Origin of the sequence: Pseudoalteromonas sp. SiA1 (assembly GCF_018732205.1) — a bacterium.
Taxonomy (GTDB): domain Bacteria; phylum Pseudomonadota; class Gammaproteobacteria; order Enterobacterales; family Alteromonadaceae; genus Pseudoalteromonas; species Pseudoalteromonas tetraodonis.
The window spans coordinates 850,447-874,786 of sequence record NZ_CP076084.1; the positions used below are offsets into that span (position 1 = coordinate 850,447).

Below are 24,340 nucleotides of genomic sequence, written 5' to 3' on the forward strand. Positions count from 1 at the left end.
GCCCAATATTTTAATTACCCTTTGTACTAAATTTAGAAAATAATGAAATGTTATCTATTTAGTATTGTCTTTTATGGCTTAAAACGAGACATTTTTGTCATATTGCAGTAAAGTTAGCGCAATTTTTTAGAAATGCCGTTGCTTAAAAAACACCTTATATTAGCGTGTTTTACAAACTAACAGGTGTTTTAGTCACACACTAGGTATGAAGATGGATCAAAAGCGTTGTGCCGTCGCCTCTAAAGAAAGCCTTAAACGGATATTCACCGTTCCAGAGGCGCCAGACTCAACTTTGAGCAAAATAGAGCTTGAAATTTCGAGTAATTTAGCAGGTTTCTTAAACGAAAATATCGCGGCAATTGAAAAACCATTACATGAAATAGAAAAAGATTTTCAATCGGCGGCAATCCCTGAAGAACCGACGTTTGTGTCTTGCTATGCTCAAGATATTATGGAGCAGCTGGTTGCTCATTCTGTTCATACCGCAGCGCCAAGCTTTATTGGCCATATGACATCGGCTCTGCCTCATTTTTTACTACCGTTATCGAAATTAATGGTTGGGTTAAATCAAAACCTAGTAAAAATTGAAACCTCGAAAGCGTTTACCCCATTAGAACGTCAAGTTTTAGGGATGATGCATCATTTAGCTTATGGCCAAAGTGATGGTTTTTATTCTAAATGGATGCACAGTGCAAAAACCTCGTTAGGTGCATTTTGCTCTGGCGGCACCGTGGCAAATATTACTGCACTTTGGATAGCTCGAAACCGCTTATTAAAAGCGGATGGCAATTTTAAAGGTATTGCTGCACAAGGTTTAGTTGCAGGAATGCTTCACTATGGTTACAAAGGGCTGGCAGTTTTAATTTCTGAACGAGGTCATTATTCGCTTGGTAAATCGGTTGATTTATTAGGTATTGGTCGTGAAAATTTAATTGGTATTAAAACTTCTGCCGATAATAAAGTCGATGTTAGTGCAATGCGAGAAAAAGCGTTAGAGCTTGAAGCACAAGGCATTAAAGTGATGGCAATTATTGGAGTCGCAGGAACCACTGAAACCGGTAATATTGACCCACTTGAAGATATGGCTAATTTAGCACAAGAGATTAATTGTCATTTTCATGTTGATGCAGCGTGGGGCGGAGCAACTTTACTGTCTAATACCCATAGGCATTTATTAAAAGGTATTGAGCATGCAGATTCAATCACCATTGATGCGCATAAGCAAATGTATGTGCCGATGGGGGCCGGTTTAGTCTTATTTAAAGACCCTGCTGCAACTGATGCCATCGAGCATCATGCTGAATATATTTTACGTAAAGGCTCTAAAGATTTAGGCAGCCATACGCTTGAGGGAAGTCGCCCTGGGATGGCGATGTTAGTGCATGCTTGCTTACGTGTTATTGGTCGTAAAGGCTATGAAATGCTTATCGATCGCAGTATTAAAAAAGCGCGTTATTTTGCTGATTTAATAAAAGCCGATGAAGATTTTGAGTTAATATCAGAGCCAGAACTTTGCTTACTGACCTATCGCTATGTACCAAAACAAATTAAACATGCGATAGCCCAAGCTGATGCACAAACCCGTTTAGACATTTTTGCCGCGCTTAATCGTTTTACTGCCAGCATGCAAAAACGCCAACGTGAATCGGGTCGCTCATTTGTATCGCGTACGCGTTTAACGCCAGTTCAATATGATAACCAACCAACCGTGGTATTTAGAGTGGTACTGGCGAACCCGCTTACCTCAGGTGCTATATTAAAAGAGATATTAGAAGAGCAGAAAGAACTGGCACAAACTGATCCGGTGTTTAAAAAGTATTTACGAAAATATATGTAACTACAATTACAAATGCAATGACAAAAAAGACGCGATTAAGCGTCTTTTTTGTTGCTGATTAAAAGCAACTCGCCTTTATAAGGTTGCTGATAATTTGTTGAGAAGGTTTGATTTTTTCCATTGCTAAAAACTCATCGGGCTGATGCGCTTGGTTAATAGAGCCTGGTCCCATTACGATGGTTTCACAGCCAAGTTGCTGTATAAATGGCGCTTCGGTACAGTAGTTAACAGCCACTGCTTTTTGCCCTGCTATATTTTCGGCTAATTTGACTAACGCGCTATCTGTGCTTCCCGTAAATGCTGGAATTGGCTCATGCAAATCAATTACGCTCACAGAGTTAAGGTATTGCTGGTTTATATCGTAGGTTGCATCAAGTACCATTGCTTGAAGCTCTTGCACGCTTAAACTGGGGAGAGGGCGCATATCAATGTGCATTTCACAGCAGCCACAAATTCGGTTGGCATTGTCACCCCCATGAATATTGCCTAAGTTGAGTGTTGGATAAGGAATTTCAAAGTGATTTATTGAATATTTATTCTTAAGTTGTTCTTTTAAGATCAGTAATTTTGTAATCACTTTATGCATTACTTCGATGGCATTAAGGCCCCGTTCGGGATCAGAGCTATGTCCTGAGCGACCAACGACTCTGATTGCTGTAGTCATATGGCCTTTATGGGTAAATACGGGGGTCATATCAGTGGGTTCACCAATAATACAGCGGCTTGGCTTTAAATTTGGGTGCTTACAAATTTGCTGTGCGCCAGCCATAGTGGTTTCTTCATCGGCGGTCGCTAATATTAAAATAGGTTGAGTTTGTTGCTTTTCATCAAGCTCACTAATAGCTTGCAGTACAAAAGCAAAAAAGCCTTTCATATCAATACTGCCTAAACCATATAATTTGTTATCAAGTTCAGTTAATTTAAATGGGTTTTGATTCCAGCGGCTGTCATCAAACGGCACCGTATCGGTGTGCCCCGCAAGCATTAACCCGCCATCGCCTTGTCCGCGTTTTGCTAATAAGTTGTAGCGGCCTTTACCACCTTCTAACTCTATTATTTCACAGGTAAAACCTAAGCTTTCACACCACTGAGCGAGTAGTTCAATCACGCTTTTATTGCTCATACACAAATGCTCTTCAATAGCGCTAATAGAGGGGGCAGCAATCAATTGTTGATACATCGAGATAAATGACGGCAGAGACATAAAAAAATCCAAAATAAGTATTCAATTTAATTGCATAACAATATAAAAGTATTTATGATGAATATCAATTCACTTTTTAAGCATAAATATATTAAAGTTACGCCATGAAAATAATACGACGATAGTTATCACTCATTAATTTAATCAGTTTAGCTAGGTTGCAACCTAGTGTAAGTAAATAACATGGAATGTAGTCACTAATTTTAGATAAAGAGTAAATAATGAACGTAGTAATTATAGGTGCCAGCGGTTACAGCGGCGCAGAATTGGCTAGCTTAGTTGCCAAACATCCAGCATTAACATTATCAGCATGTTATGTATCAGCGCAAAGCTTAGATAAACATAAATTGCTCAGTGAATTATACCCTGAGCACTTAGGGTTACTTGACTTACCTTTGCAACCACTTAATGAGAGTGCATTGAGTGATATAGCGCATTCAGCAGACTATGTGTGTTTATGCACTGACCATAAAGTAAGTGTTGATTTAGCTCCTCAGTTTTTAGCGATGGGCAAAAAGGTATTTGACTTGTCTGGTGGTTACCGTCTTGAAAGTAATGAAGATTACGTCACTTATTATGGTTTTAAACACCAGCATCCAGAACTCCTCAATGAAGCTGCATATGGCCTTGCAGAGTGGAATAGTGAGGCCATTGTAAAGGCGCAGTTAGTTGCTGTAGCTGGCTGCTACCCAACTGCCGCATTAAACGCATTAAAGCCTCTTCAGCAAGCTGGGTTACTTAGTGATGAGCGGATTATTATTAATGCTGTATCGGGAGTAACGGGAGCAGGTCGTAAAGCAAGTATTGGCACGCATTTTTGCGAAGTATCGCTAGCTGCTTATGGTTTGTTTAACCATCGTCATGGACCTGAGATACAGCAGTATCTTGGCCATAACGTGTTATTTACTCCTCATTTAGGTAATTTCCCGCGCGGTATTTTAGAAACCATTTATGTACAGCTAAAACCGGGTGTGACCAGTGAGCAAGTAACTAAAGCGTATCAAGTATTAGCGGATGAGCCGTTAATTCGATTGCTTGGTGGCAAAATTCCCTCCATTAAAGGGGTAGCAAAACAACCCTATGTTGATATTGCATGGCAGCAGCAAGACTCACAATTAATAGTGATGGCAGCGATTGACAATTTACTAAAAGGGGCGGCTGGTCAGGCTCTGCAATGTATTAATTTGTCAATGGGTTTGCCTCACACTACAGGTTTAGTAGGAGCGTTTAAATGAGCAGTAAAACGTGGGTGATTAAACTCGGTGGCGCAGTACTCAATACTGAAAATGCCGCTAAAGCGCTTTTTGAGGTTCTTAATGAGCAACATGATGCACAATTTGTCATTGTTCATGGCGGTGGCTCATTAGTTGATCATTGGTTAGCAGAAGCCGGTTTTGCCAGTGCTAAACATCAAGGTTTGCGTATCAGCCCTAAAGAACAGATGCCTTATATTGTAGGAGCATTAGCGGGAACAGCAAACAAACAATTAATGGCGCAAGCAATGACTGCTGGGCACAAACCCGTTGGCTTGAGTTTATATGAAGCTGGAATAACAGCATCACAAAAATTAAAAGCGCTAGGGCAAGTAGGTCAATGCCATAGTAATGATGATTCTATTATTAATGAATTACTCAGTGGCGGGCGTTTACCTATAGTCAGCTCCATCGGTTTTGATGAGCAAGGGCTTTGGTACAACGTTAATGCTGACGAAGCAGCAGCAGCGATTGCGAGTAATTTAAACGCCGAACTTATTTTTATGACGGATGTGGAAGCGGTGCTTGATGCGAATAAGCATCCACTACATCAACTTGACACAAAACACATTGATACTTTAATTGCAGAGGGAGTAATTGTGGGCGGGATGGAGGTCAAAGTTAAGACCAGTCTTCACGCTGCCCAACATTTACGACGCGGTGTGTACATTTCCAGCTGGCAAAAGCCAGAAAATTTAACGGCTTTGCTGCAAGGCGAGCACGTCGGAACTAAAGTGACACCATAGGTTGAATATGTTTAAAGATTTTATAACGGGTCTAGAATTAGACCAACAAGGCGCCCTTAATTTATTAAAATTAGCGCAAGATATTAAAGAAAGCCCTGCAAAGTATAGCCAAGTGTTAGCTGGTAAGTCAGTGGTTACTCTGTTCGAAAAGCAAAGTTTACGTACGCGTTTATCATTTGATATTGGTATAAACCGTTTAGGCGGTCATGCGGTTTATCTAGATCAACAAAACGGCGCGATGGGGGCACGTGAATCAATAAAAGATTTCGCCTTGAATATTTCAACTTGGGCTGATGGTATTGTTGCCCGGGTTAATCAGCACAGTACGTTAACTACCTTAGGTGAGTATTCGTCTGTTCCGGTGGTTAATAGTTTGTGTGATTTATATCACCCATGCCAAGCCTTAGCTGATTTTTTAACGCTTCAAGAAGTGCACGGTGATGTTAGTCAGCTAAAGTTGGCTTATTTAGGTGAAGGCAATAACGTAACGCATTCACTGATGCTACTTGCAGCAACTTTAGGTACTGATTTTGTTGCTGTAACGCCAAAAGGCAGTTCGCCCGATTCGCAAATTCTTAAAAAAGCGGAGCAAATTGCCGCTATGAATGGGGCTTCTGTGATGGTAAGTGACAGAGTTGAGGCTGCGGTAGGTGCTAACGCTGTTTACGCTGATACCTGGGTTTCTATGGGAGACACCACACCGCTTGAGCAAGTGAAAGAAAAATACATGCCTTATCAATTAAATCAGGCATTACTTAAAAAAACCGGGGCTACCACGGTATTACATTGCCAACCGGCACACCGTGAGTTTGAAATTACCTCTGAGGTAATGGATGGCCCCGCATCAAAAATTATTCAACAAGCAGAAAATCGTATGCATGCGCAAAATGCTCTGCTTGTTACATTATTAAATCCAAATTTTGTTAAGGAACACCTATGAGTTCAATTAAAAAAGTCGTTTTAGCCTATTCAGGTGGTCTTGATACATCGGCTATCGTGCCATGGTTAAAAGAAAACTACGGCTGTGAAGTTATTGCCTTTGTGGCCGATGTTGGCCAAGGTGCAGAAGAACTTGAAGGCGTAGAAGCGAAAGCCATTGCATCGGGTGCATCTGAATGTTACGTGGTTGATTTGAAAGATGAAATGGTAAGTGATTACATTTACCCAACACTTAAAACAGGCTCTATATACGAAGGAACCTACTTGCTAGGTACTTCTATGGCACGTCCAATCATCGCCAAAGCCCAAGTTGAAATTGCCCGTAAAGTGGGTGCAGATGCACTTTCTCATGGCTGTACGGGTAAAGGTAACGACCAAGTACGTTTTGAGTCATGTTTTGCAGCACTGGCTCCTGATTTAAAAGTGATTGCGCCATGGCGTGAGTGGGATTTATCAAGTCGTGAATCATTGCTTGATTACCTAGCCGAGCGTGATATTCCGTGTTCTGCATCAGCAACTAAAATTTACAGTCGTGATGCTAACGCATGGCATATCTCCCACGAAGGCGGCGAGCTTGAAGACCCTTGGTGTGAGCCAAGTGAGCAAGTATGGACATGGACTAATTCACCAGAGCAAGCGCCCGATAAAGCTGAGCATGTCACTTTATCAGTTGTAGAAGGTGAAGTGGTTGCTGTAAACGGCGAACAATTAAAGCCTTACGACTGTTTAGTTAAACTAAACGACATTGCAGCTCCGCATGGTATTGGTCGTGTTGATATTGTAGAAAACCGTTTAGTGGGCATGAAATCACGCGGTTGTTACGAAACACCAGGCGGTACAGTGATCATGGCTGCGCTTCAAGCAATTGATGAGCTCGTTCTTGATAAGTCAAGCCGTAAATGGAAAGAGATACTCGGTGGTGAATTTTCGCATTTAGTCTACGACGGTCGTTGGTTTACGCCGCTTAAAGATTCTATTTTAGCCGGTGCAGAAGCGCTTTCTACGTTAGCGACAGGTGAAGTGGTACTTAAACTTTATAAAGGGCAAGTAACAGCGGTTCAGAAAAAATCACCTAACAGTTTATACAGCGAAGATTTTGCTACTTTTGGTGAAGACGATGTTTATGACCAATCGCACGCAGAAGGCTTTATTCGTTTATTCTCACTATCAAGCAGAATTTCAGCATTAGCTAAAAAGTAATTTTTTAAGCCCCTTGGAATTAAGGGGCTATTATCGGGTTTGGAGAGATTTCATGGCATTATGGGGCGGGCGTTTTTCTACGGGTCCAGATGAAGCGTTTAAACAATTTAACGATTCACTTCCCTTCGATTATCAATTAGCAGAGCAAGATATTATTGGCTCTGTTGCATGGGCTGGCGCACTTGAACAAGTGAACGTGTTATCTAATGACGAACACCAAAAGCTGGTATCGGCATTATATGAATTACTTGAAGAGGTAAAAGCAGATCCACAAGCTGTTGCCACCTCAGGTGCTGAGGATATTCACTCGCATGTTGAAGCCGCGCTAATTGAAAAAGTGGGTGATTTAGCTAAAAAATTACACACTGGACGCAGTCGTAACGACCAAGTTGCTACCGACTTTAGATTATGGTGTCGCGATACCGCCGATCACATTTTAAAAGCGATTGCACAATTAAAAGCTGAATTTGTTGCCCTTGCTGAGCGTGAGTTAGGCACAATATTGCCAGGCTACACCCACTTACAGCGTGCACAGCCCGTGTTATTTAGCCATTGGTGTATGGCTTATGTAGAAATGTTAGAGCGTGATGAAAGCCGGTTGCAAGATGCCCAAGCACGAATGAACTATTGCCCATTAGGCAGTGGCGCTCTTGCGGGAACTGCCTATCCTATTGACCGTCATGCACTTGCGCAAGGGTTAGGGTTTATAGGCGCGACCAAAAATAGTCTTGATGGTGTATCTGATCGTGATTTTGTGGTTGAGCTATTAAGCTGTGCGTCTATCTCTATGATCCACTTATCGCGCATGTCTGAAGACTTGATTTTTTATAACTCAGGAGAAGCTGGGTTTATCGAACTGGCTGATAATGTTACATCGGGCTCATCTTTGATGCCGCAGAAAAAGAACCCTGATGCACTAGAGCTTATTCGTGGCAAAACAGGACGGGTGTTTGGTGCGTTTAGTGCAATGATGATGACTCTAAAAGCACTGCCGCTTGCCTACAATAAAGACATGCAAGAAGACAAAGAAGGCATTTTTGACGCTATGCCAACGTGGCTTGCGTGTATTCATATGGCGCAAGCGTGTATTAAGGGTGTAACAGTTAAAGCAGACAAAACTTTAGCAGCGGCAAAAGGTGGCCACGCGAATGCAACCGAGCTTGCTGATTATTTGGTAGCCAAAGGTGTGCCGTTCAGAGAAGGGCATCATATTGTTGGGGTATTGGTGCAATTAGCCATTAGTGAAGGTAAAACGTTAGAGGAGCTTTCACTTGAGCAGTATAAATCAGTAAACCCAGTGTTTGAAGATGACGTGTATCCGGTACTTGAAATTGATGCTTGTATTAAAGCACGTCAAGCACTTGGCGGAACCTCATTAGAACAAGTAAGTAAAGCGGTTAAAGACGCGAAAAAAAAACAGCAAATAACAGTTCGTGATGCAAACCTAGATGACGTGGAAGTAATCGCTAAACTCGTGCAACATTGGGCAACAGTCGGCGAAAACTTACCGCGCGCTAAAAGTGACATGGTGCACTCAATTAATGAATTTGCCGTGACAGAGATTAATGGGCAGGTATCAGGTTGTGCTTCATTATACATTTACGACACCGGATTAGCTGAAATACGCTCTTTAGGTATTGACCCTAAAAGCGGGGTAACAGGGCAAGGGCGAGAGCTGGTAGAACATTTATTAGTAAAAGCCAAAAAATTGGCACTCAATCGTGTCATCGTTCTGACTCGTGTACCTGACTTTTTCGAAAATCAGCGGTTTAGTTTCTGTAATAAAGAGAGCCTACCTGAAAAAGTCATGAAAGATTGTGAGTTATGTTTACGTAAAGAAAACTGTGATGAAGTCGCAATGGAATATATGTTAAAGCCAAGTAATAGCATGGAGATCCCTTGTAAAAACGTGGCTTGAGCAATCCCTAGGATAAAAAACGCACGGTGACCCCGATGCGTTTTTTTTTTGAGTAAAATAAAGTGATGTTTTAAATTAATATGCTATGAATTTAAAGTTGGCATATCGGTTGCATTTATAGTTCTGTAGTGTGTTGTTGAGTCAATTAATCAACGAAGGCAATACGTTACAGAAGTTATTTAGTAACTGCTCCAGATGGTGTGATTTAAATTTGCGCCAATAATAAAAATTTAATACTCATAAGGATTAATCACATGCAAATTTCAGCTAATAGCCAAGTACAAATGCAAGCATATAATAAAACGCAACAATTAAAGCCTGCAATGGAACAAACTGCTAGCCCTAAAACCCTACAATCTGATACAGTTAGTATATCTCAAGAGGCAATGAGTGCTGCTGGTGCAGAACTTCGTCGTGGCGGCGGTATTGTACCTATCAAACCTAAATAATTAATTAAGGTTTTAAATGTTTTTAACTGAGTTTTTTGGTTTTTTCTCGCTTTCAGCGTTTACAATGTGGGGCTTTTTAATGGCATTTTTTTTTAATGTCTTTGTCTATACTTTAAACGTAAAAAGAAATACAACTTTATTACTCAGTTCATTTATTATGATGGTTTCTTATACTCTTTCAGACTATTTTTTTACTTGGCTATCAATTAAAACTGCGGTTTTATTAGATTGGGCTATCTATGATATTTTTACCATTCTTTGCTTGCTAATAGCTATGGCTATGTTAAGAAAAACGACACCCTCTTTTTTGTATTTAATTGTGGGTCTTGCAATAAATTCACTTTTCTTTTCCCTCATGTACTTAGATTTGAATGTATATCAAAATAAAGAACCTTGGCTTTTTTGGGATATCTACACCTTCAGTGTAAACATTATTGATCTGATTATGATTGTCGCTTTAATAGTAGACCGTGATTTCCTTGGCTTACACACCCTTAAAAGTAAACTCATTTCATTATTCAAAACGACTGAGCTTAACAAAATCCAATAAATGTATTATGTAGACTTATTTTTAGCAGATTATATCGATGCATTTATACAGTGGGGCTTTTTAATGGCCATGTTGTACGCTTTGGTATCGAGTATAAATACGCTAAATAAATCTTTGGTCTATTTAGCCACAATCATGTTCTTTTCTTACCTTATTGGTGATTTCCTTTTAGTTTTCAAAAACGTTTACCTTAACTGGATTTTTTTTGATTTCGCTACAGTTTGTATTATTTTTATAATAACAAAAGCTTCAAGCTTTGAAAGCGATGTGGCTAAAAACTATATTGTTAGTGGCTTATTGATTAATGCTTGTTTAACGTATGCTATTTACATAGATCTTTATATAAACTGGAACTCAGATCCTTGGTGGTTGTGGAGCCTGTACTCTATGGGGGTTAATGTTGTTGATTTACTAATGATTATTACTATTTTTATCAATAAAGACTTTTTAGGGCTAATGAAACTTAAAGGTCGTTTATTTAGATCACGCGCTGAGTTTAAAAGCCCATAATGACAGATTTATTATGGCTACTTGTTAAAGTTGGCGAGAATTTAGGTAATTTTATTTTGTGGCTATTTTTAATCGCTTTTCTATATAATCTTTCTTCGAGCATTAATAAACAAGATAAAAGCTTGCTGCATATTTCATTGATAATGATGATTTCTTATTTTCTAAGTGCATTTTTAAGCCTCGAAACTTCAACTTATAAAGATTATTTCATATTTGATCTCACAACTATTTTTACACTTTTTTTGTGGCGAAAAATCACGTTGCAAAATACACCTATTGCTTTTTATTACTTAATTCTGGGGTTGGGTGTTAATACCTGTTTATTTTTGGGGATGCATTATGATGTTCAAGTTAAAGGAAACATTGATTATTGGTGGTTTTGGGCTGCATATGGGTTTGGCGTTATTCTATTTGATCTTATAATGGCATTGGCACTATTTATCAATAAAGATTTTTTGGGCTTAGTGAGGCTTAAGAACGTTCTGTTTCCATCAAGAGCGAAGCTACCTAGCGTAATGTAACGATACGCTAGGTGTTGTGTTTAATGCTTAGTTTTCCCAAGCCTTGACTGCAGGGCTTTCATTACTATGGTGTCAACAAACTCACTCACATCCCCGTTATGGCGTGCTACTTCTTTTACTAGTGTTGATGATATAAAGGTATTGCGCTCGGCGGGCGTTAAAAATACGCTTTCTAAATCAGGGTTTAAACGGCGATTCATATTCGCGAGCTGAAACTCGTAATCAAAATCAGAAACCGCTCTTATGCCTCTGATCAGTACATTAGCATTATGGTCACGGGCTAAATCGGCGAGTAGCCCTGAAAAGCCAATGACTTTTACATTATCTAAATGGCTTAAAATCTCATTTGCTAAATCAACGCGTTCTTCTAAAGTAAAACACGGTTTTTTACTTGGGTTATGAGCAATAGCCACAATAACGGTATCGAACATTTTAGCCGCACGCTGAATTAAATCAGTGTGGCCGTTGGTAAGAGGGTCAAATGTGCCTGGGTAGATTGCGGTCACTTTCATAATATTTACTGTGTTATTATTTTTAGCCGTAGTGTAGCAGTGTTTAGTGTGCAAAGCAGCCTTGTGAGTAAATTGTATATAACTGCAGCTGCGCAGTGTTACAAATGCAATGATTTGTTTATACTAGGCGGATTATTTTAATGCAGCATCGTATTTTCGAAAATTGAGTAATGAGTATATGAATACCAAGGATAAAATAATTCAAACCAGTATTTCATTGTTTAACGAACATGGTGAAAGAGCAATATCTACTAATCATATCGCATCGAGTTTAGGTATGAGTCCGGGTAATCTGTACTACCACTTTAAAAATAAAGAAGACATTATTCGCCATATATTTGCACTTTATCGTGACCATTTAAGTACTCATTTTAAGCCGGTCGTTCAAGGCGACGATGCTTTTGAACACCTAGGTCCTTATTTAGATTCGCTATTTGAATTGATGTGGCGCTATCATTTTTTTTACGACAACCTTGGCGATATTCTCGCTCGCGATAGTCATTTAAAACAGGGTTACATTGATTTTCAGCAAGAGTTACTTGAGCAGGTGCGTAACATCATTTTGGCCTTACGCGACAGCGAAATTATTGCTATTGATGAACAAGATGCTATCGAACTTGCTCATACGTTAAAATTAACGGTCAGCTTTTGGACACCCTATATGAAAGCAAGAAGGCTTAGTGGTGTGCTGGTTGAGCAAGATATTTACCCTGGTATTGTAAAAGTACTGACTTTATTTAAAGCCTACAGCACCGAAAAAAGCGCAAATAAAATTAATCAGTTAAGAGACAAGTACGCACTTTTAGCAAATGCTGCTCCCCAGAATCCTTAAGCCCGTTAAGTTGGTTAGTTCCTAGGCGCTAAATTTTTTGCTATAATCCGCCGCGCCCAATACCTGGGTGCGCGAATTCCCGCAGTCTAAGAGTTAAACTATGCTTAAATTTATCGTCAAACTTCACCCTGAAATAGCCATTAAAAGCCGTTCAGTCCGTAAACGCTTTACTAAAGTGTTAGAAAATAACATTAAAATTGTATTGCGTCGTGTTGACGAAAAAGTACAGGTACGTAATAACTGGGATAACATTTCAGTTGTAACAAAACTTGACGATGCTCAAACTCGCCTTGATTTTATCGACAGCTTACAACGTATACCTGGTATCGTGCAGTTTATTGAAGTGACTGAAACAGACTTTAAAACGATTGATGACATTTATCAAAAAACTATTGAGCTAGTTGGTCACACTATTATTGGTAAAACCTTTTGTGTCCGTGCTAAGCGCATAGGTCAACATGATTTTACTTCAACTGAGCTAGAGCGTTACGTTGGTGGCGGGCTTAATCAACATGTTGAAGGGGCTCGAGTAAAGCTAAGTCGCCCAGAAGTAACGATTCGTTTAGAAATTAAAGACGAAAAAGCCTACATAGTAACGCAAACGCATTTAGGAATGGCGGGCTTTCCACTGCCAACACAAGACGATGTATTATCGCTTATGTCTGGTGGGTTTGATTCTGGCGTTGCCAGTTATCAAATGATCCGTAAAGGTGCTCGCACGCACTTTTTATTCTTTAATTTAGGTGGCGCTGCTCATGAAATTGGGGTTAAACAAGCGAGTTACTATCTATGGAAACAATACAGCTCTACTCACAAAGTTAAGTTTATTACTGTTGATTTTGAGCCAGTGGTTGCTGAAATCTTAGAAAACGTTGAGAACAGCCAAATGGGCGTTGTCCTTAAACGTATGATGATGCGAGCGGGTAGTGCCGTTGCTGAAAAACTAAATATTCAAGCATTGGTTACGGGTGAAAGTATAGGTCAGGTGTCTAGTCAAACCTTAGCTAACTTAAGTGTGATTGACCGCGTAACCGAAACGCTCATTTTACGCCCACTTATCCAACATGATAAGCAAGAAATCATCAATATAGCGCGCCAAATAGGCACTGCAGAAATGGCAGAGACGATGCCTGAATACTGCGGTGTGATCTCTAAAAAGCCGACAGTTAAAGCCAAAATTGAAGTAATTAAAGCAGAAGAAGAAAAGTTTGACTTTGATGTGTTAGATACCGTTATTGATAACGCCCGTGTTATGGATGTGCGCGATATTGATGTTGAGGCTAAGCAAGAGCTTAAAGAGGCAGAATCAGTTACAGAGTTACCTGAAGGAGCGGTTGTTGTTGATATTCGCTCGCCTGAAGAAGAAGATGCGGCGCCGCTGGAAATTGAAGGTATTGAAGTTATCCACTTACCGTTTTTCCGCTTAGCAACAAAGTTTGGCGATTTACCTAAAGGTAAAGATTATTACTTATATTGCCAAAAAGGAGTAATGAGCCAATTACAAGCGCTTATTCTTCACGAAGAAGGCTTTAACACCGTAAAAGTATATCGTCCTTGATGGCTTAAGATATTGGGTCTGTTGACCTTTGCGGATTATAATTTGTTCAAACTAGGGGCGGTTTAATCGCGGCGCGAGGTTTGTAACCTAGTGGGCTAAGTAAAAATCGAGCAACAAAGAGTAAATCGCCCCTAGGCAGAACCCTTCGGGCAGCGCCTGTTTGGCATTGATGCTGCGTTATCGCCTATTTATGGGGAATAACCACACCACATAGGCTCTGCCTTACCTAAATACCAAACAGACTGCTGCAAATTTAACCTTGAAAGGTCAACAGACCCTAAATGCGCGGATTTATTCCGCGCTTTTTTTTGCCAGAATTTCAGCAAGTAAAGCGTCGTTATACGGGGTCGCAATATTATGTCGCTTGCCTTGCTCACTAATATAACCACAAATTGCCATGATCTCAGTTTGTCTATTATGCATTACATCTTGATGCATCGAAGAGTAATTTTCGGCAGTTAAACTCATTACTTTGTAAGCCCGCTCTAGGGCATCTATAAGCTTAATATTGAGTTTTAGCGCGGTTGCAATGTGGCATGCCTCAGCTAATAAATTAATAATTGCACTACTGTATTGCGGTGCACGTAACTGACCATTTTTTATATTGTGGTGAGCGGTTAATGGATTTATTGCAATATTAACCAGTAGCTTTTCAAACCGTAGTTGTTCAATATTGTTACTGACAATTAACTGCGGAATAGTGTGTAATTGCGCACTAAGCTGTTGAATATTTTGAATAGCTAGTTGATTACAGCCCCCTAATACACTTTGCCCGTTTCCGGTATGTTGCACAATATTAGGGTTTGACTTAAATCCAGCCATGCTGGTGGTTAAAAAGTACAACGACTGCTGCTTTGTTAGCTGTTCATTTAATTGTTCAACATTACCCATGCCATTATGACTCAGTATAATATGGGTATTATTGCCTAGATAAGGTTTTACTTGAGCATAGGCTTGTTGCACTGCAAACGCTTTTACCGTGAATAAAACAATATCAAATTCAGGAGTTTGAGATAACTGCTCTTGTGAGATAAAAGTGGCGTTAATTTTTTCAGACGCAGCGTTACTGTGGCTGTAAAAGCGAGTATTAACTGTGCCTTTTCGAGTAAGTATATATATAGCGTGATGCTTGGCTAAAAAATGGCTAAATAACAAGCCAATAGCGCCATCACCTACAACAAGTATGTTAGCCATAATGCTTCTTTTTACGCAGTGTTAACAGGGCTTTAGCTAAAAAGTAGCTCGCTGCACCAATAAAATCGGCAACAAAATCGGCCAGTGATGCTTGTCTGTAAGGAAGGCTATCTTGCATAATTTCTATTGCTGCACCGTAACCAGCGAGTAATAGTATTTGTGCATATAATGGGAGTTTAAACGCTTTATCCATAATAATGGCAAGTAAAAAGAAGATACCAAAATGCGCTACTTTATCAACATGCGGAAATAAGTTTGCCGCGCCCTTTACCTCTTTAGCAAATAAGAAGGTAAACGCAACAATACTAATTAAAAAAATTGCTTGGTAAACACGCCTTGTCACGAAAATTCCTAAAATCGTATAAAAAAGAAGCCTCAGTATATCAAACTAATTTAGTATCGCACCTGAACAAAATGCAGAAAAATGTAAAGATTTATCATTTTAACGTTATAATTGCGGCATAAAATTAAGATTAGATAGTTAGGAGAACGCTATGCCTTCATTTGATATTGTATCTGAAGTAGAAATGAACGAAGCAAAAAATGCGGTTGATAACGCCAACCGTGAACTAGAAACGCGATTTGATTTTAGAGGCGTTGATGCATCAATAGAGCTAAACGATAAAACAATTAAATTAAAAGCTGAAGCAGATGCTCAGGTAATGCAGTTATTTGATATTTTAGCGAGTAAAATCTCTAAACGTGGGATGGATGTTGCAAGCTTAGAGCTACAAGATATTTCTCGTGCGGGCAAAAATGTTTTTCGTAACGTTGCACTTAAACAGGGTATCGAAAAAGACATGGCTAAAAAAGTAGTAAAAGCCATCAAAGACTCTAAAGTAAAAGTACAAGCGGCCATTCAAGGTGAAGAAGTTCGCGTAACAGGTAAAAAGCGTGATGACTTACAAGCGGCTATGCAAGTTGTACGCACTGCTGATTTAGGTCAACCATTTCAGTTTAAAAACTTCCGCGATTAATTTATTGCCTCGAGCTCGGCACTATAGGCGCTTAGCTCAAAGCAACATGTATTTAGCCAAACACGTTATATTGTTTGGCTTTTTATTTTTGGATCTATGATAATTATCGAACTCCGAACTCCGAACTCCGAACTCCGAACTCCGAACTCCGAACTCCGAACTCCGAACTCCGAACTCCGAACTCCGAACCCCGTATCCTGAATCTTGAACCTTTGGATTTGTAGATGTTTAGACGTCCGTTGACTTTTTTTAGTAAACAGATAACAATAGCAGTCTATTTTCAAGGTGCTTACTAAACACTTCAATGGTGTGATTTTTTTAGTAGGATAATCGGGAAGTTGGTGCGTTTTCATTGATGAAGTCAATCCCAACACTGCCCCCGCAACGGTAAAGTTATGCTGTATTAAATTATGGTAACTGAGTCCGGAGACCGGCCTTGATTTAATCTTACTTACTAACATCTTTGCGGTGGGCAAAGATAGGGGACATGATGCTAAATAAAACCGCACTGGGTATGGCCATTTCGGCTGCACTCTCTTTTTCTGTATCTGCTGCAGAACAATCAATCGAAACAATAACAGTAACCGCTAATAAGTTTGAACAACCTATAAATGATGTATTAGCAAGTGTGGCAGTTATCGAGCGCGCTGATATTGAAAAAGCGAATTATCGAGACTTACCTGCAATATTAAATACTATTGCTGGGATAGATATTGTTCGTAATGGTGGGTTAGGTCAAAAAGCAGATATATTTGTTCGCGGGGCCAGTGCTAAATATACCTTAGTATTGGTTGATGGCGTAAGAGTGAGCGATGCAAGTTCAGGTAGTGTATCGCTGACGAATATTCCAGTTAACAGTATCGAGCGTGTTGAAATTATAAAAGGTGCCAGAGCGGCTATTTATGGCTCAGACGCGGTAGCCGGAGTAATTAATATTATCACCCGTAAAGCCTCAAATAACTCGCTTTCGGCTACTTTAGGCAGCCATAGCTACAGTAATTATCAGCTTGCTGGTGGGCTTGTAAAAGAGGCGCTTAGCTTTAATTATAATTTAGGCTACGAAGAGACGGATGGTTTTGATGTTACTGGCAAAGATCCAGCGGCTGAGTACACAAAAGATCATGATGATGATGGCTACAAAAATAAAAACATTGGCTTTAATTTAGCTTATGAGCTTGCTGAACTAGGCCAATTGAGCCTGCAATCTCAGTATAGTGAAGGCGAAGCACAATATGATAATGCAAGGGGTAACGATGCCTACGACTTTGAAAATTACACCGCTAAGCTAGGCTGGAACAAAGCCTCAGATATATATAGCCAAAGTACTTCGGTGAGCGTTTCGCAAGAAGAAAATACCCAAACAGGTACCGATGTGCAGCAAGTGTATAGCACAGAGCGTGTTGAGTTTGAATATCGAGGGCTTTATACCCTTACTGAAGAACTTGATATATCGGGTGGCTTTAATTATTTATCTGAGGATTTATCAAACTCGTCAGCAACGTCATCAGAAGAAAAACGCGATAATAAGGCGTTGTTTATAGGCGCGTTTTATAGCCATAACAAATGGTTAGCAAATGCGGTTGTTAGAACCGATGATTATGACTTCCATGGCCGTGCAAACACTTACAGTACAGGACTTGGTTACAAAGCAAATAACTATGTAACACTACGTTTAAATCACGGTACTGCATTTAGAGCTCCTTCGTTAATTAATGCGTTTGTGACTAACAGCCCGTACTATTTACCAAACAATAATATTAAACCTGAAGAAGCCTTAAATAATGAGCTTGGTATAACTTTAGAAACCCAATGGGGCCGTTATGATATTGCTATTTTCGATAACCGTATCAATAATTTGATTAGTAATAATTATGATGCAGACTCAGGTAAATATATTGCCACTAACATAGATAAAGTATCTATGCAGGGATTTGAGCTGTCGGCAGAGTTTTCAGCGCTAGGCTTTGAACACTCGGTTAATTTTAGCTTTTTAGACGCTACAGATGAAAAAACGAATACCGATTTACCACGTAGACCTTCTGAATCGTTTAATTATCAACTCGCTAAAACATGGGGTGATTTTGATGCCAGCTTGGATATGCAATATCGCTCATCGCGTCCTTCGATTGCGTATTATGACTCGGAGCTCGCTGCTTATACGGTATTTAATATAGCAGCCAATTACCAGTTGCTAGATAATTTGTCGTTAGCTGCTCGAATAGAGAATATTACTGATGAAGAATATTTTACTGCTGCGACGGGCTTTGCTGCCAGTGGTAAGCTATTAGGTTATAACAGCGCAGGAAGAACTTTCTTTGTAGGGGCAAATTATCAGTTTTAGTCACTTATCCTAGTTGCCAAGGAACAAATAGCCCAGCTTATTGCTGGGCTATTTATTAAAAGCACTTTATTCCGATAAAAACTCGCTAAATTCGGTTTCAAACTTATGTAATTTGGGTGCAATTAAAATACTGCAATAGCCCTGCTCAGGATTTTCATTGTAATAGTCCTGATGGTAGTGCTCTGCGGGGTAAAAAGTGGTTGCTGGGCTCACCTCGGTTACTATAGGTTCGCTAACATGAGTTTGCAGCTCTGCAATAACGGCCTGTGTTTGTACTTGTTGTTGCTCATTATGATAATACACAACGCTGCGGTACTGAGTGCCTATATCGTTACCTTGGCGATTTAGTTGTGTGGCATCGTGTAGGGTAAAAAACATCGCGAGTAAGGTTTCAAAGCTGATAACACTGGCATCAAATTCAACCTTAATTACCTCTGCATGGCCACTGTTGCCAGTGCAAATAGTTTTGTAGGTTGGGTTATCAGTATGTCCACCAGTATAACCAGAGCAAACACTGAGTACACCTTTTACACGCCTAAATGCTGCATCAATACACCAAAAACAGCCGCCGCCGAGTGTTGCTACTTGTGTGGTCGAACTCATAAGTACTTCCTCAATTGTTAGGGATATGTGCACTGAATAAAGCGCCGTAACAGCTAGTTACGACGCTCTGAGTGACTTAGATCTCTTTAAGCGGTTTTTCAGCGGCTTGCTTATCAAGTTTTTGTTGTAAAAACTCAGGTGATTGTGTGTTTCGTGCTAGTGCGTAATAAGCGGCTGGCACCACAAACAGAGTTAGTATGGTTGCCACCGTTACGCCAGTAAATACCACCACACCAATTACCATTCTACTTTCCGAGCCTGGACCGGAAGCCAACACCAAAGGTACGGCACTCATAACCGTTGTTAGGGAAGTCATAATAATAGGGCGCAAACGCTGTGTAGCCGCTTGTAAAATAGCCTCACTAAATTCTACGCCTTTATCACGTAACTGGTTGGTAAATTCAACGATCAGTATACCGTTTTTAGCACTTAACCCAATGAGCATAACAATGCCTATTTGGCTGTATATATTAAGCGTTAACCCCATACTCCACAGCCCAAACATGGCACCCATTAAACCAAGTGGCACAGTTAACATAATAACAAATGGATGCATAAAACTTTCAAACTGAGCTGCCAGTACTAAAAAGGTCACGGTTAATGCCAGCACAAACACATAGGTCATGGCTGAGGCACCTTCATAAAACAATTGCGACTCACCTTTATAGTCAATGGCACCATCAATGTCGTTTTCCTCTGTGGCAACCTTGTTTAAAAAGTTTAGTGCTTGTTCTAGCGTGTAACCATCAGCGAGGTTGGCACTTAAAGTAATTGCACGCATTCGGTTATAGCGATTTAAACGCGAGGCGGTGGCTTCTTCTTTTAAGCTAATAAGGCTATCAAGAGGAACAAGTTCTCCGCTACGTGATTTTAGGTAAATATTTGAAATATCAGTCGGGTTGGCAAAGTCTTGTTTTGTGCCCTTTAAAATTACATCGTATTCTTCACCGCGGTCAATAAAGGTGGTTACACGGCGTTGGCCAAGCATGGTTTCAAGTGTACGACCCACATCAGAGACTGATACGCCTAAATCAGCGGCTTTATTTTTATCAATACTGACTAAAAACTGAGGGAAGGTTTCTTTATAATCATGATCAATACGCACTAATCCAGGGTTTTTCTCAGCGCGTTTAATAATTCTATCTCGCCAATCGGCAAGTTGAGCATAATCATTACCTTGCAAAACAAATTCAATAGGGCGAGATGAACCACCTCCGCCAATACCACGGCGCATAATAGCAAATGCACGAACGTCGGTGACCTCTTGCATTTTGCCGCTTATTTCATCCATGACTTCCCATGTTGAGCGTTTGCGCTTATCCCAGTCAGCCATGCCAACAATAGCCACGCCGCCACTGCCACCCCAACCTGGGACTCGAACAAGCACTCGACTTAGTTCGCCAGATTCAGAATAAGGCATCAAGCGCTCTTCAATTTTTGCCATATTAGCTGCGTTATTTTCATAACTTGCCCCTTCAGGGCCATTCATAAGCACAAAGAAGGTGCCACGATCTTCTTTTGGCGTGAGCTCTGAGGGTATTTGTAAAAATAATGAATAACTAACAAACCCAGCCAAAACTAAGCTCAGCATTAAGCCCCATTTACGGGTCATGTTTGACGCTAAAGCGTTACGGTATCCATTTTCTAATTTAGTAAAAAAACGGTCCATAACTTGGCTAAACTTACTTTCTTTTTCAGAGGCCTTTAACACTTTTGAACACAGCGCCGGAGAGAGTGTCAACGCAGTGATACTAGAGAAAAACACGGCAGCACTTACTGCCATAGCAAACTCTGTAAATAGTGCGCCAATTCGTCCTTCCATAAACACTAATGGTACAAACACGGATATAAGCACTAAGGTGGTGGCTATAATTGCAAAGCCCACCTCACGTGCGCCGCGATAAGCTGCCAATAAAGGCGGTTCACCAAGTTCAATACGGCGGTGAATATTCTCTAGCATTACAATGGCATCATCGACCACTAAGCCTATTGCTAACACCAGTGCTAGTAGAGTTAATAAGTTAATTGAATAACCCATTGCTAATAAAAACATGAAACTACTGACTAGGGCGACTGGTACTGTGACCGCGGGAATAAGAGTGGCGCGAATGTTACCTAAAAATATAAAGATAATAAGCACGACTAACCCCATAGAAATTGCTAAAGTTTTATAAACCTCATTAATTGACTCTTTAATAAATACCGAAGAATCATAACTGTCTTCTATGGTGGTGCCTTCAGGTAAATTACGTTTTATTTTTTCCAGTTCACTGCGGGCGTTATCAACCACAGTTAGGGTATTGGCTTTGGCTTGTTTAACAATACCCATACCAATCATATTACGGCCATTACCTCGGAATAAACTTTCATCATCGGCGGCTTCTAGTTTTACGTCAGCCACTTCGCCTAGACGCACTAAATAACCATCTTCACCTCGTTTAATAACTAGGTTTTGAAAATCACGTTGGTTTTTATAGCTGCGGGCAGTGCGAACGGTAAAATCACGATCAACTGATTCAATTTCACCGGCCGGAAGTTCTACATTTTCACTACGCAGTGTTTGCTCAATATCACTGGAGGTAATACCACGGGCGGCCATCGCTTGGCGGTTAAGCCATACTTTCATGGCATACTTTCGCTCCCCCCCAATGCGCACATTCGATACGCCATCAACAACGGCTAATCGATCTACAATAAAACGCTGTGCATAATCAGAAAGTTGCAATGAATCCATGGTTTCGCTGTTAAGTACAAACCACGCGATAGGGCTTTCGTCACTATTTGATTTTGATACTTCAGGAGGACGCACTTGTTCGGGTAGGCTATCAAGTGCACGCGCTACACGTTCACGCACATCGTTGGAGGCATCGTCTATGTCACGGCTAATATTAAACTCAATGGTAATGTTTGAGCGGCCATTACGACTCGATGAGTTAATACTTTTAATACCTTCAATGCCCGAAATACGATTTTCAATAACTTGCGTTATTTTTGTTTCAATAATTTCGGCAGATGCACCGGTATATTCAGTACTAATATTTACAATCGGTGTTTCAATATCTGGATACTCTCGCAAAGGCAACATGCTAAAAGCAACTAAGCCAAATGTGAGTAACAGTAAGTTAATAACAATCGCAAAAACGGGGCGTTTGACGCTAGTATCGGTAATTTTCACGTGTTACCCCTTAACGCTTACTTTACTACCTGAGCGAATTTTAATTATTCCCTCGGTAACAATTTGCTCGCCATTACTTAACCCTTTGTCTATCGCAACCCAGCCATTATTTCTACTTACAACATGTACTTCTTTACGGTTTGCTATGCCATCTTCAATTTGAAAAACGTAATGCTTATCTTGCAGAGGAATAATGGCCTTTTCAGGCACCATCAGCGCTTGGTTACTGCTCAGTTCTAAAGCGGTATTAAGCAACATGCCTGGGCGAAGTAAACCTGATTTATTAGCAAAACTTGCTGTTACTTCTACACTGCGAGTGATTGAGTCGATACGTGAGCTTATATGGGTTACTTTACCGCTGAAGGTTTGATCAGGGTAAGCATCGTTTTGAGTGCGAACAATCATTCCGTTTTTCAATTGAGCTAAATACTTTTCAGGCACTTTAAAATCAACTTTTATAATACTAATGTCATCGAGGGTTGTGATCACAGTACTATTATTAATATAAGCACCCACCGATATTTCGCGTTTCCCCAGTAACCCAGAAAAAGGCGCGGTGATGGCCATTTCATTGAGTTTGGTTTTAGCACTTTCAAGTTGTGCTTCGCTGGCATCAACGCGAGCGAGTTGTTCTTCAAGCAATGACTTGGCCGTCGCTTGCGAGCGAGAAAGCTCGGTCAGTCTGGCTAATTGACGTTTTTCTTCTTGTAAATTAATGCTAAGTTCTTTTACTGCAAATTGTTCTTGTTGGTTTTGCAGTTGTACTAATTTTTGTCCTTTGCTGACCAAGTCGCCATCTTCAAAGTAAATGCTAGTGACATAATCGTTTTGGGCGCTTTTAATGTAGATAGCCTGATTAGCGCGAGCACTGCCAATGGCTTCAATCATAATTGCGTTTTCTTGCGATCTGACCGTGTGGGCAGAAACTTGCGTTGTCATTGCCGAGTAATTGGCTTGCTCGCCCTGTGATGCGGGAAAATACAAATAAACGCTAAAAATTATTAGTAACGAAATAATAAATGGAAATAAGGCTTTACCTGATTGTTTAGAGTGCATTGTTTTCATACCTGAAAATAGATTATAAGTATTGTACGAAATCAGGACAAAAAAAGGCGGTTATGTATCTCATTAATTTGTGCGTTAAGCGTAAAAATAACTGATACTTAGTCATTGCGCATATTTAACAGTAATAATGGGAGTTAATTGATGAGCTTTAAAACATCATGCAAACGCTGTTTAACGCTGAGAAAGTTAGTATTGTGGGCTATTATTATGTTTATATTTTATATGGCGTTTTTTCAGTATGGCTAATATAAATAAACAAATACTAAAATACCGAGCGCAAGGCGCTAAAAATGGAATTGAAATATTAGTGGTCGGCAGCATTGGCTTGATTATTATCATGCTGTTTAATTTATTACGCCCAGGCGAAATAAGTATTATCGAAATTTTTTTAGTAAGTTTATGTATTGCTGCAATTTTAATTGGCTTTTTTAAAACACAAGAACCTTTTTATAGTATTATTTTAACTGAGCAGCAATTAATATATCAGCATAAGTATGGACAATGGCATTTACACCCAGAGAATTTGCACCATTGTGGTATACCTAAGGTTGATAATGGCATTGATTACCTTGAGCTTAATGCGATTGGTATTAAGTTAAATGATATAGATTCATTCTTGTCTGCTTTAACTCCAAGAATTGCGGGTAAATTGTTGATAGAGCAGCGACATTTCTTTATGCAAGTTGTTCAAAAAAATTGCAAAAATGGGCATTGCCCATCAGAATGGTTAGTTGAAGATAATAAATATAGGTCAAAAAAAGGAATTGACTATAATGGGCTCATAGCGATGTTTGCTAATAGGGCTAAACATCTTCAGCTTTTAACAGGGTATGACTTACTGTTACCAGCGAGTGTAATAGAAAGTGATATTTGGGAATTTAGCGCAAATTTAAATAAATGGAAGCGCGATCCCTCTCAGTTTATAAAGTCGCAGTGTGAATAATAATATAAGCACT

At 39.9% G+C, this 24,340-nt stretch carries 22 protein-coding genes and 1 riboswitch; of the genes, 15 read left to right on the top strand and 7 right to left on the bottom strand.

What is annotated here, in order from left to right; translation table 11 throughout:
- The first annotated feature begins 211 nt into the window (after positions 1-211).
- Positions 212-1,837, top strand: coding sequence for a pyridoxal-dependent aspartate 1-decarboxylase PanP (gene panP / locus KK487_RS03925; RefSeq protein WP_058154277.1), 1,626 nt, complete (start codon positions 212-214; stop codon positions 1,835-1,837).
- Between the two features lie 58 nt (positions 1,838-1,895).
- On the opposite strand, the gene argE is transcribed toward panP, so the two are convergent.
- Positions 1,896-3,041 carry an acetylornithine deacetylase gene (argE, locus tag KK487_RS03930; RefSeq protein ID WP_138764163.1) on the bottom strand — a complete coding sequence of 382 codons (1,146 nt, stop codon included), beginning with the start codon at positions 3,039-3,041 and terminating at the stop codon, positions 1,896-1,898.
- A 221-nt stretch (positions 3,042-3,262) separates the two neighbouring features.
- On the opposite strand from argE, the gene argC reads away from it, so the two are divergent.
- The 9 genes from argC (at position 3,263) to KK487_RS03975 (ending at position 11,127) form a co-directional block, all read left to right on the top strand.
- Positions 3,263-4,276 (top strand): N-acetyl-gamma-glutamyl-phosphate reductase, encoded by a 1,014-nt coding sequence (gene argC / locus KK487_RS03935; RefSeq protein WP_138764162.1) that lies wholly within the window; start codon positions 3,263-3,265, stop codon positions 4,274-4,276.
- Positions 4,273-5,040 carry an acetylglutamate kinase gene (gene argB, locus KK487_RS03940; protein WP_138764161.1) on the top strand — a complete coding sequence of 256 codons (768 nt, stop codon included), beginning with the start codon at positions 4,273-4,275 and terminating at the stop codon, positions 5,038-5,040. Before argC ends, argB begins: the two co-directional genes overlap by 4 nt.
- A gap of 7 nt (positions 5,041-5,047) precedes the next feature.
- Positions 5,048-5,980, top strand: coding sequence for an ornithine carbamoyltransferase (locus tag KK487_RS03945; protein WP_016900252.1), 933 nt, complete (start codon positions 5,048-5,050; stop codon positions 5,978-5,980).
- The gene (locus KK487_RS03950; RefSeq protein WP_096038245.1) at positions 5,977-7,179 is read left to right on the top strand and encodes an argininosuccinate synthase; all 1,203 of its coding nucleotides are present in this window, start codon (positions 5,977-5,979) and stop codon (positions 7,177-7,179) included. Before KK487_RS03945 ends, KK487_RS03950 begins: the two co-directional genes overlap by 4 nt.
- A 52-nt stretch (positions 7,180-7,231) precedes the next feature.
- Positions 7,232-9,097 carry an argininosuccinate lyase gene (argH, locus tag KK487_RS03955; protein WP_013464306.1) on the top strand — a complete coding sequence of 622 codons (1,866 nt, stop codon included), beginning with the start codon at positions 7,232-7,234 and terminating at the stop codon, positions 9,095-9,097.
- A 254-nt stretch (positions 9,098-9,351) separates the two neighbouring features.
- Positions 9,352-9,546, top strand: coding sequence for a hypothetical protein (locus KK487_RS03960; RefSeq protein WP_013464307.1), 195 nt, complete (start codon positions 9,352-9,354; stop codon positions 9,544-9,546).
- Positions 9,547-9,562: 16 nt separating this feature from the next.
- A complete protein-coding gene (locus tag KK487_RS03965; RefSeq protein ID WP_013464308.1) occupies positions 9,563-10,096 on the top strand; it encodes a hypothetical protein in 534 nt (177 codons plus the stop codon).
- Between the two features lie 267 nt (positions 10,097-10,363).
- Positions 10,364-10,606, top strand: a complete 243-nt coding sequence (locus tag KK487_RS18520) for a hypothetical protein (RefSeq protein WP_244186370.1) — start codon at positions 10,364-10,366, stop codon at positions 10,604-10,606.
- Positions 10,606-11,127, top strand: coding sequence for a hypothetical protein (locus tag KK487_RS03975; RefSeq protein ID WP_013464310.1), 522 nt, complete (start codon positions 10,606-10,608; stop codon positions 11,125-11,127). The genes KK487_RS18520 and KK487_RS03975 overlap by 1 nt, the downstream gene beginning before the upstream one ends.
- Positions 11,128-11,147: 20 nt before the next feature.
- On the opposite strand, the gene coaD is transcribed toward KK487_RS03975, so the two are convergent.
- Positions 11,148-11,639 (bottom strand): pantetheine-phosphate adenylyltransferase, encoded by a 492-nt coding sequence (coaD, locus tag KK487_RS03980; protein WP_024601870.1) that lies wholly within the window; start codon positions 11,637-11,639, stop codon positions 11,148-11,150.
- 178 nt (positions 11,640-11,817) lie between these two features.
- On the opposite strand from coaD, the gene KK487_RS03985 reads away from it, so the two are divergent.
- Both KK487_RS03985 and thiI read left to right on the top strand, forming a co-directional pair.
- Positions 11,818-12,471: a TetR/AcrR family transcriptional regulator gene (locus KK487_RS03985; protein ID WP_215521987.1), complete on the top strand. Its 654-nt coding sequence runs from the start codon at positions 11,818-11,820 to the stop codon at positions 12,469-12,471.
- A gap of 100 nt (positions 12,472-12,571) precedes the next feature.
- On the top strand, positions 12,572-14,029 hold the full coding sequence (gene thiI, locus KK487_RS03990; RefSeq protein ID WP_013464312.1) for a tRNA uracil 4-sulfurtransferase ThiI: 1,458 nt from the start codon (positions 12,572-12,574) through the stop codon (positions 14,027-14,029).
- Positions 14,030-14,320: 291 nt separating this feature from the next.
- Here the strand turns inward: thiI and KK487_RS03995 are convergent, their stop codons facing one another.
- Together KK487_RS03995 and KK487_RS04000 are read right to left on the bottom strand one after the other, a co-directional pair.
- Entirely contained in the window at positions 14,321-15,223 is a 903-nt protein-coding gene (locus KK487_RS03995; RefSeq protein WP_096038246.1) for a ketopantoate reductase family protein, read from the bottom strand.
- Complete coding sequence (locus tag KK487_RS04000; RefSeq protein WP_008466003.1) at positions 15,216-15,566, bottom strand: VanZ family protein; 351 nt, start codon at positions 15,564-15,566, stop codon at positions 15,216-15,218. Before KK487_RS04000 ends, KK487_RS03995 begins: the two co-directional genes overlap by 8 nt.
- 151 nt (positions 15,567-15,717) lie before the next feature.
- On the opposite strand from KK487_RS04000, the gene KK487_RS04005 reads away from it, so the two are divergent.
- Both KK487_RS04005 and KK487_RS04010 read left to right on the top strand, forming a co-directional pair.
- Positions 15,718-16,200, top strand: a complete 483-nt coding sequence (locus KK487_RS04005; protein WP_013464315.1) for a YajQ family cyclic di-GMP-binding protein — start codon at positions 15,718-15,720, stop codon at positions 16,198-16,200.
- Positions 16,201-16,487: 287 nt separating this feature from the next.
- Positions 16,488-16,653, top strand: a riboswitch (cobalamin riboswitch).
- 37 nt (positions 16,654-16,690) lie between these two features.
- Positions 16,691-18,541, top strand: coding sequence for a TonB-dependent receptor domain-containing protein (locus tag KK487_RS04010; RefSeq protein ID WP_096038247.1), 1,851 nt, complete (start codon positions 16,691-16,693; stop codon positions 18,539-18,541).
- A 66-nt stretch (positions 18,542-18,607) separates the two neighbouring features.
- Here the strand turns inward: KK487_RS04010 and msrA are convergent, their stop codons facing one another.
- The 3 genes from msrA to KK487_RS04025 all read right to left on the bottom strand — a co-directional run bounded on the left by msrA (position 18,608) and on the right by KK487_RS04025 (position 23,375).
- Positions 18,608-19,144, bottom strand: a complete 537-nt coding sequence (msrA, locus tag KK487_RS04015) for a peptide-methionine (S)-S-oxide reductase MsrA (RefSeq protein WP_096038248.1) — start codon at positions 19,142-19,144, stop codon at positions 18,608-18,610.
- 76 nt (positions 19,145-19,220) lie between these two features.
- On the bottom strand, positions 19,221-22,319 hold the full coding sequence (locus KK487_RS04020) for an efflux RND transporter permease subunit (protein ID WP_013464318.1): 3,099 nt from the start codon (positions 22,317-22,319) through the stop codon (positions 19,221-19,223).
- Between the two features lie 3 nt (positions 22,320-22,322).
- Positions 22,323-23,375 (bottom strand): efflux RND transporter periplasmic adaptor subunit, encoded by a 1,053-nt coding sequence (locus KK487_RS04025; RefSeq protein WP_215521988.1) that lies wholly within the window; start codon positions 23,373-23,375, stop codon positions 22,323-22,325.
- A gap of 247 nt (positions 23,376-23,622) precedes the next feature.
- On the opposite strand from KK487_RS04025, the gene KK487_RS04030 reads away from it, so the two are divergent.
- On the top strand, positions 23,623-24,327 hold the full coding sequence (locus KK487_RS04030; RefSeq protein WP_024601874.1) for a DUF2982 domain-containing protein: 705 nt from the start codon (positions 23,623-23,625) through the stop codon (positions 24,325-24,327).
- Positions 24,328-24,340 lie beyond the last annotated feature (13 nt).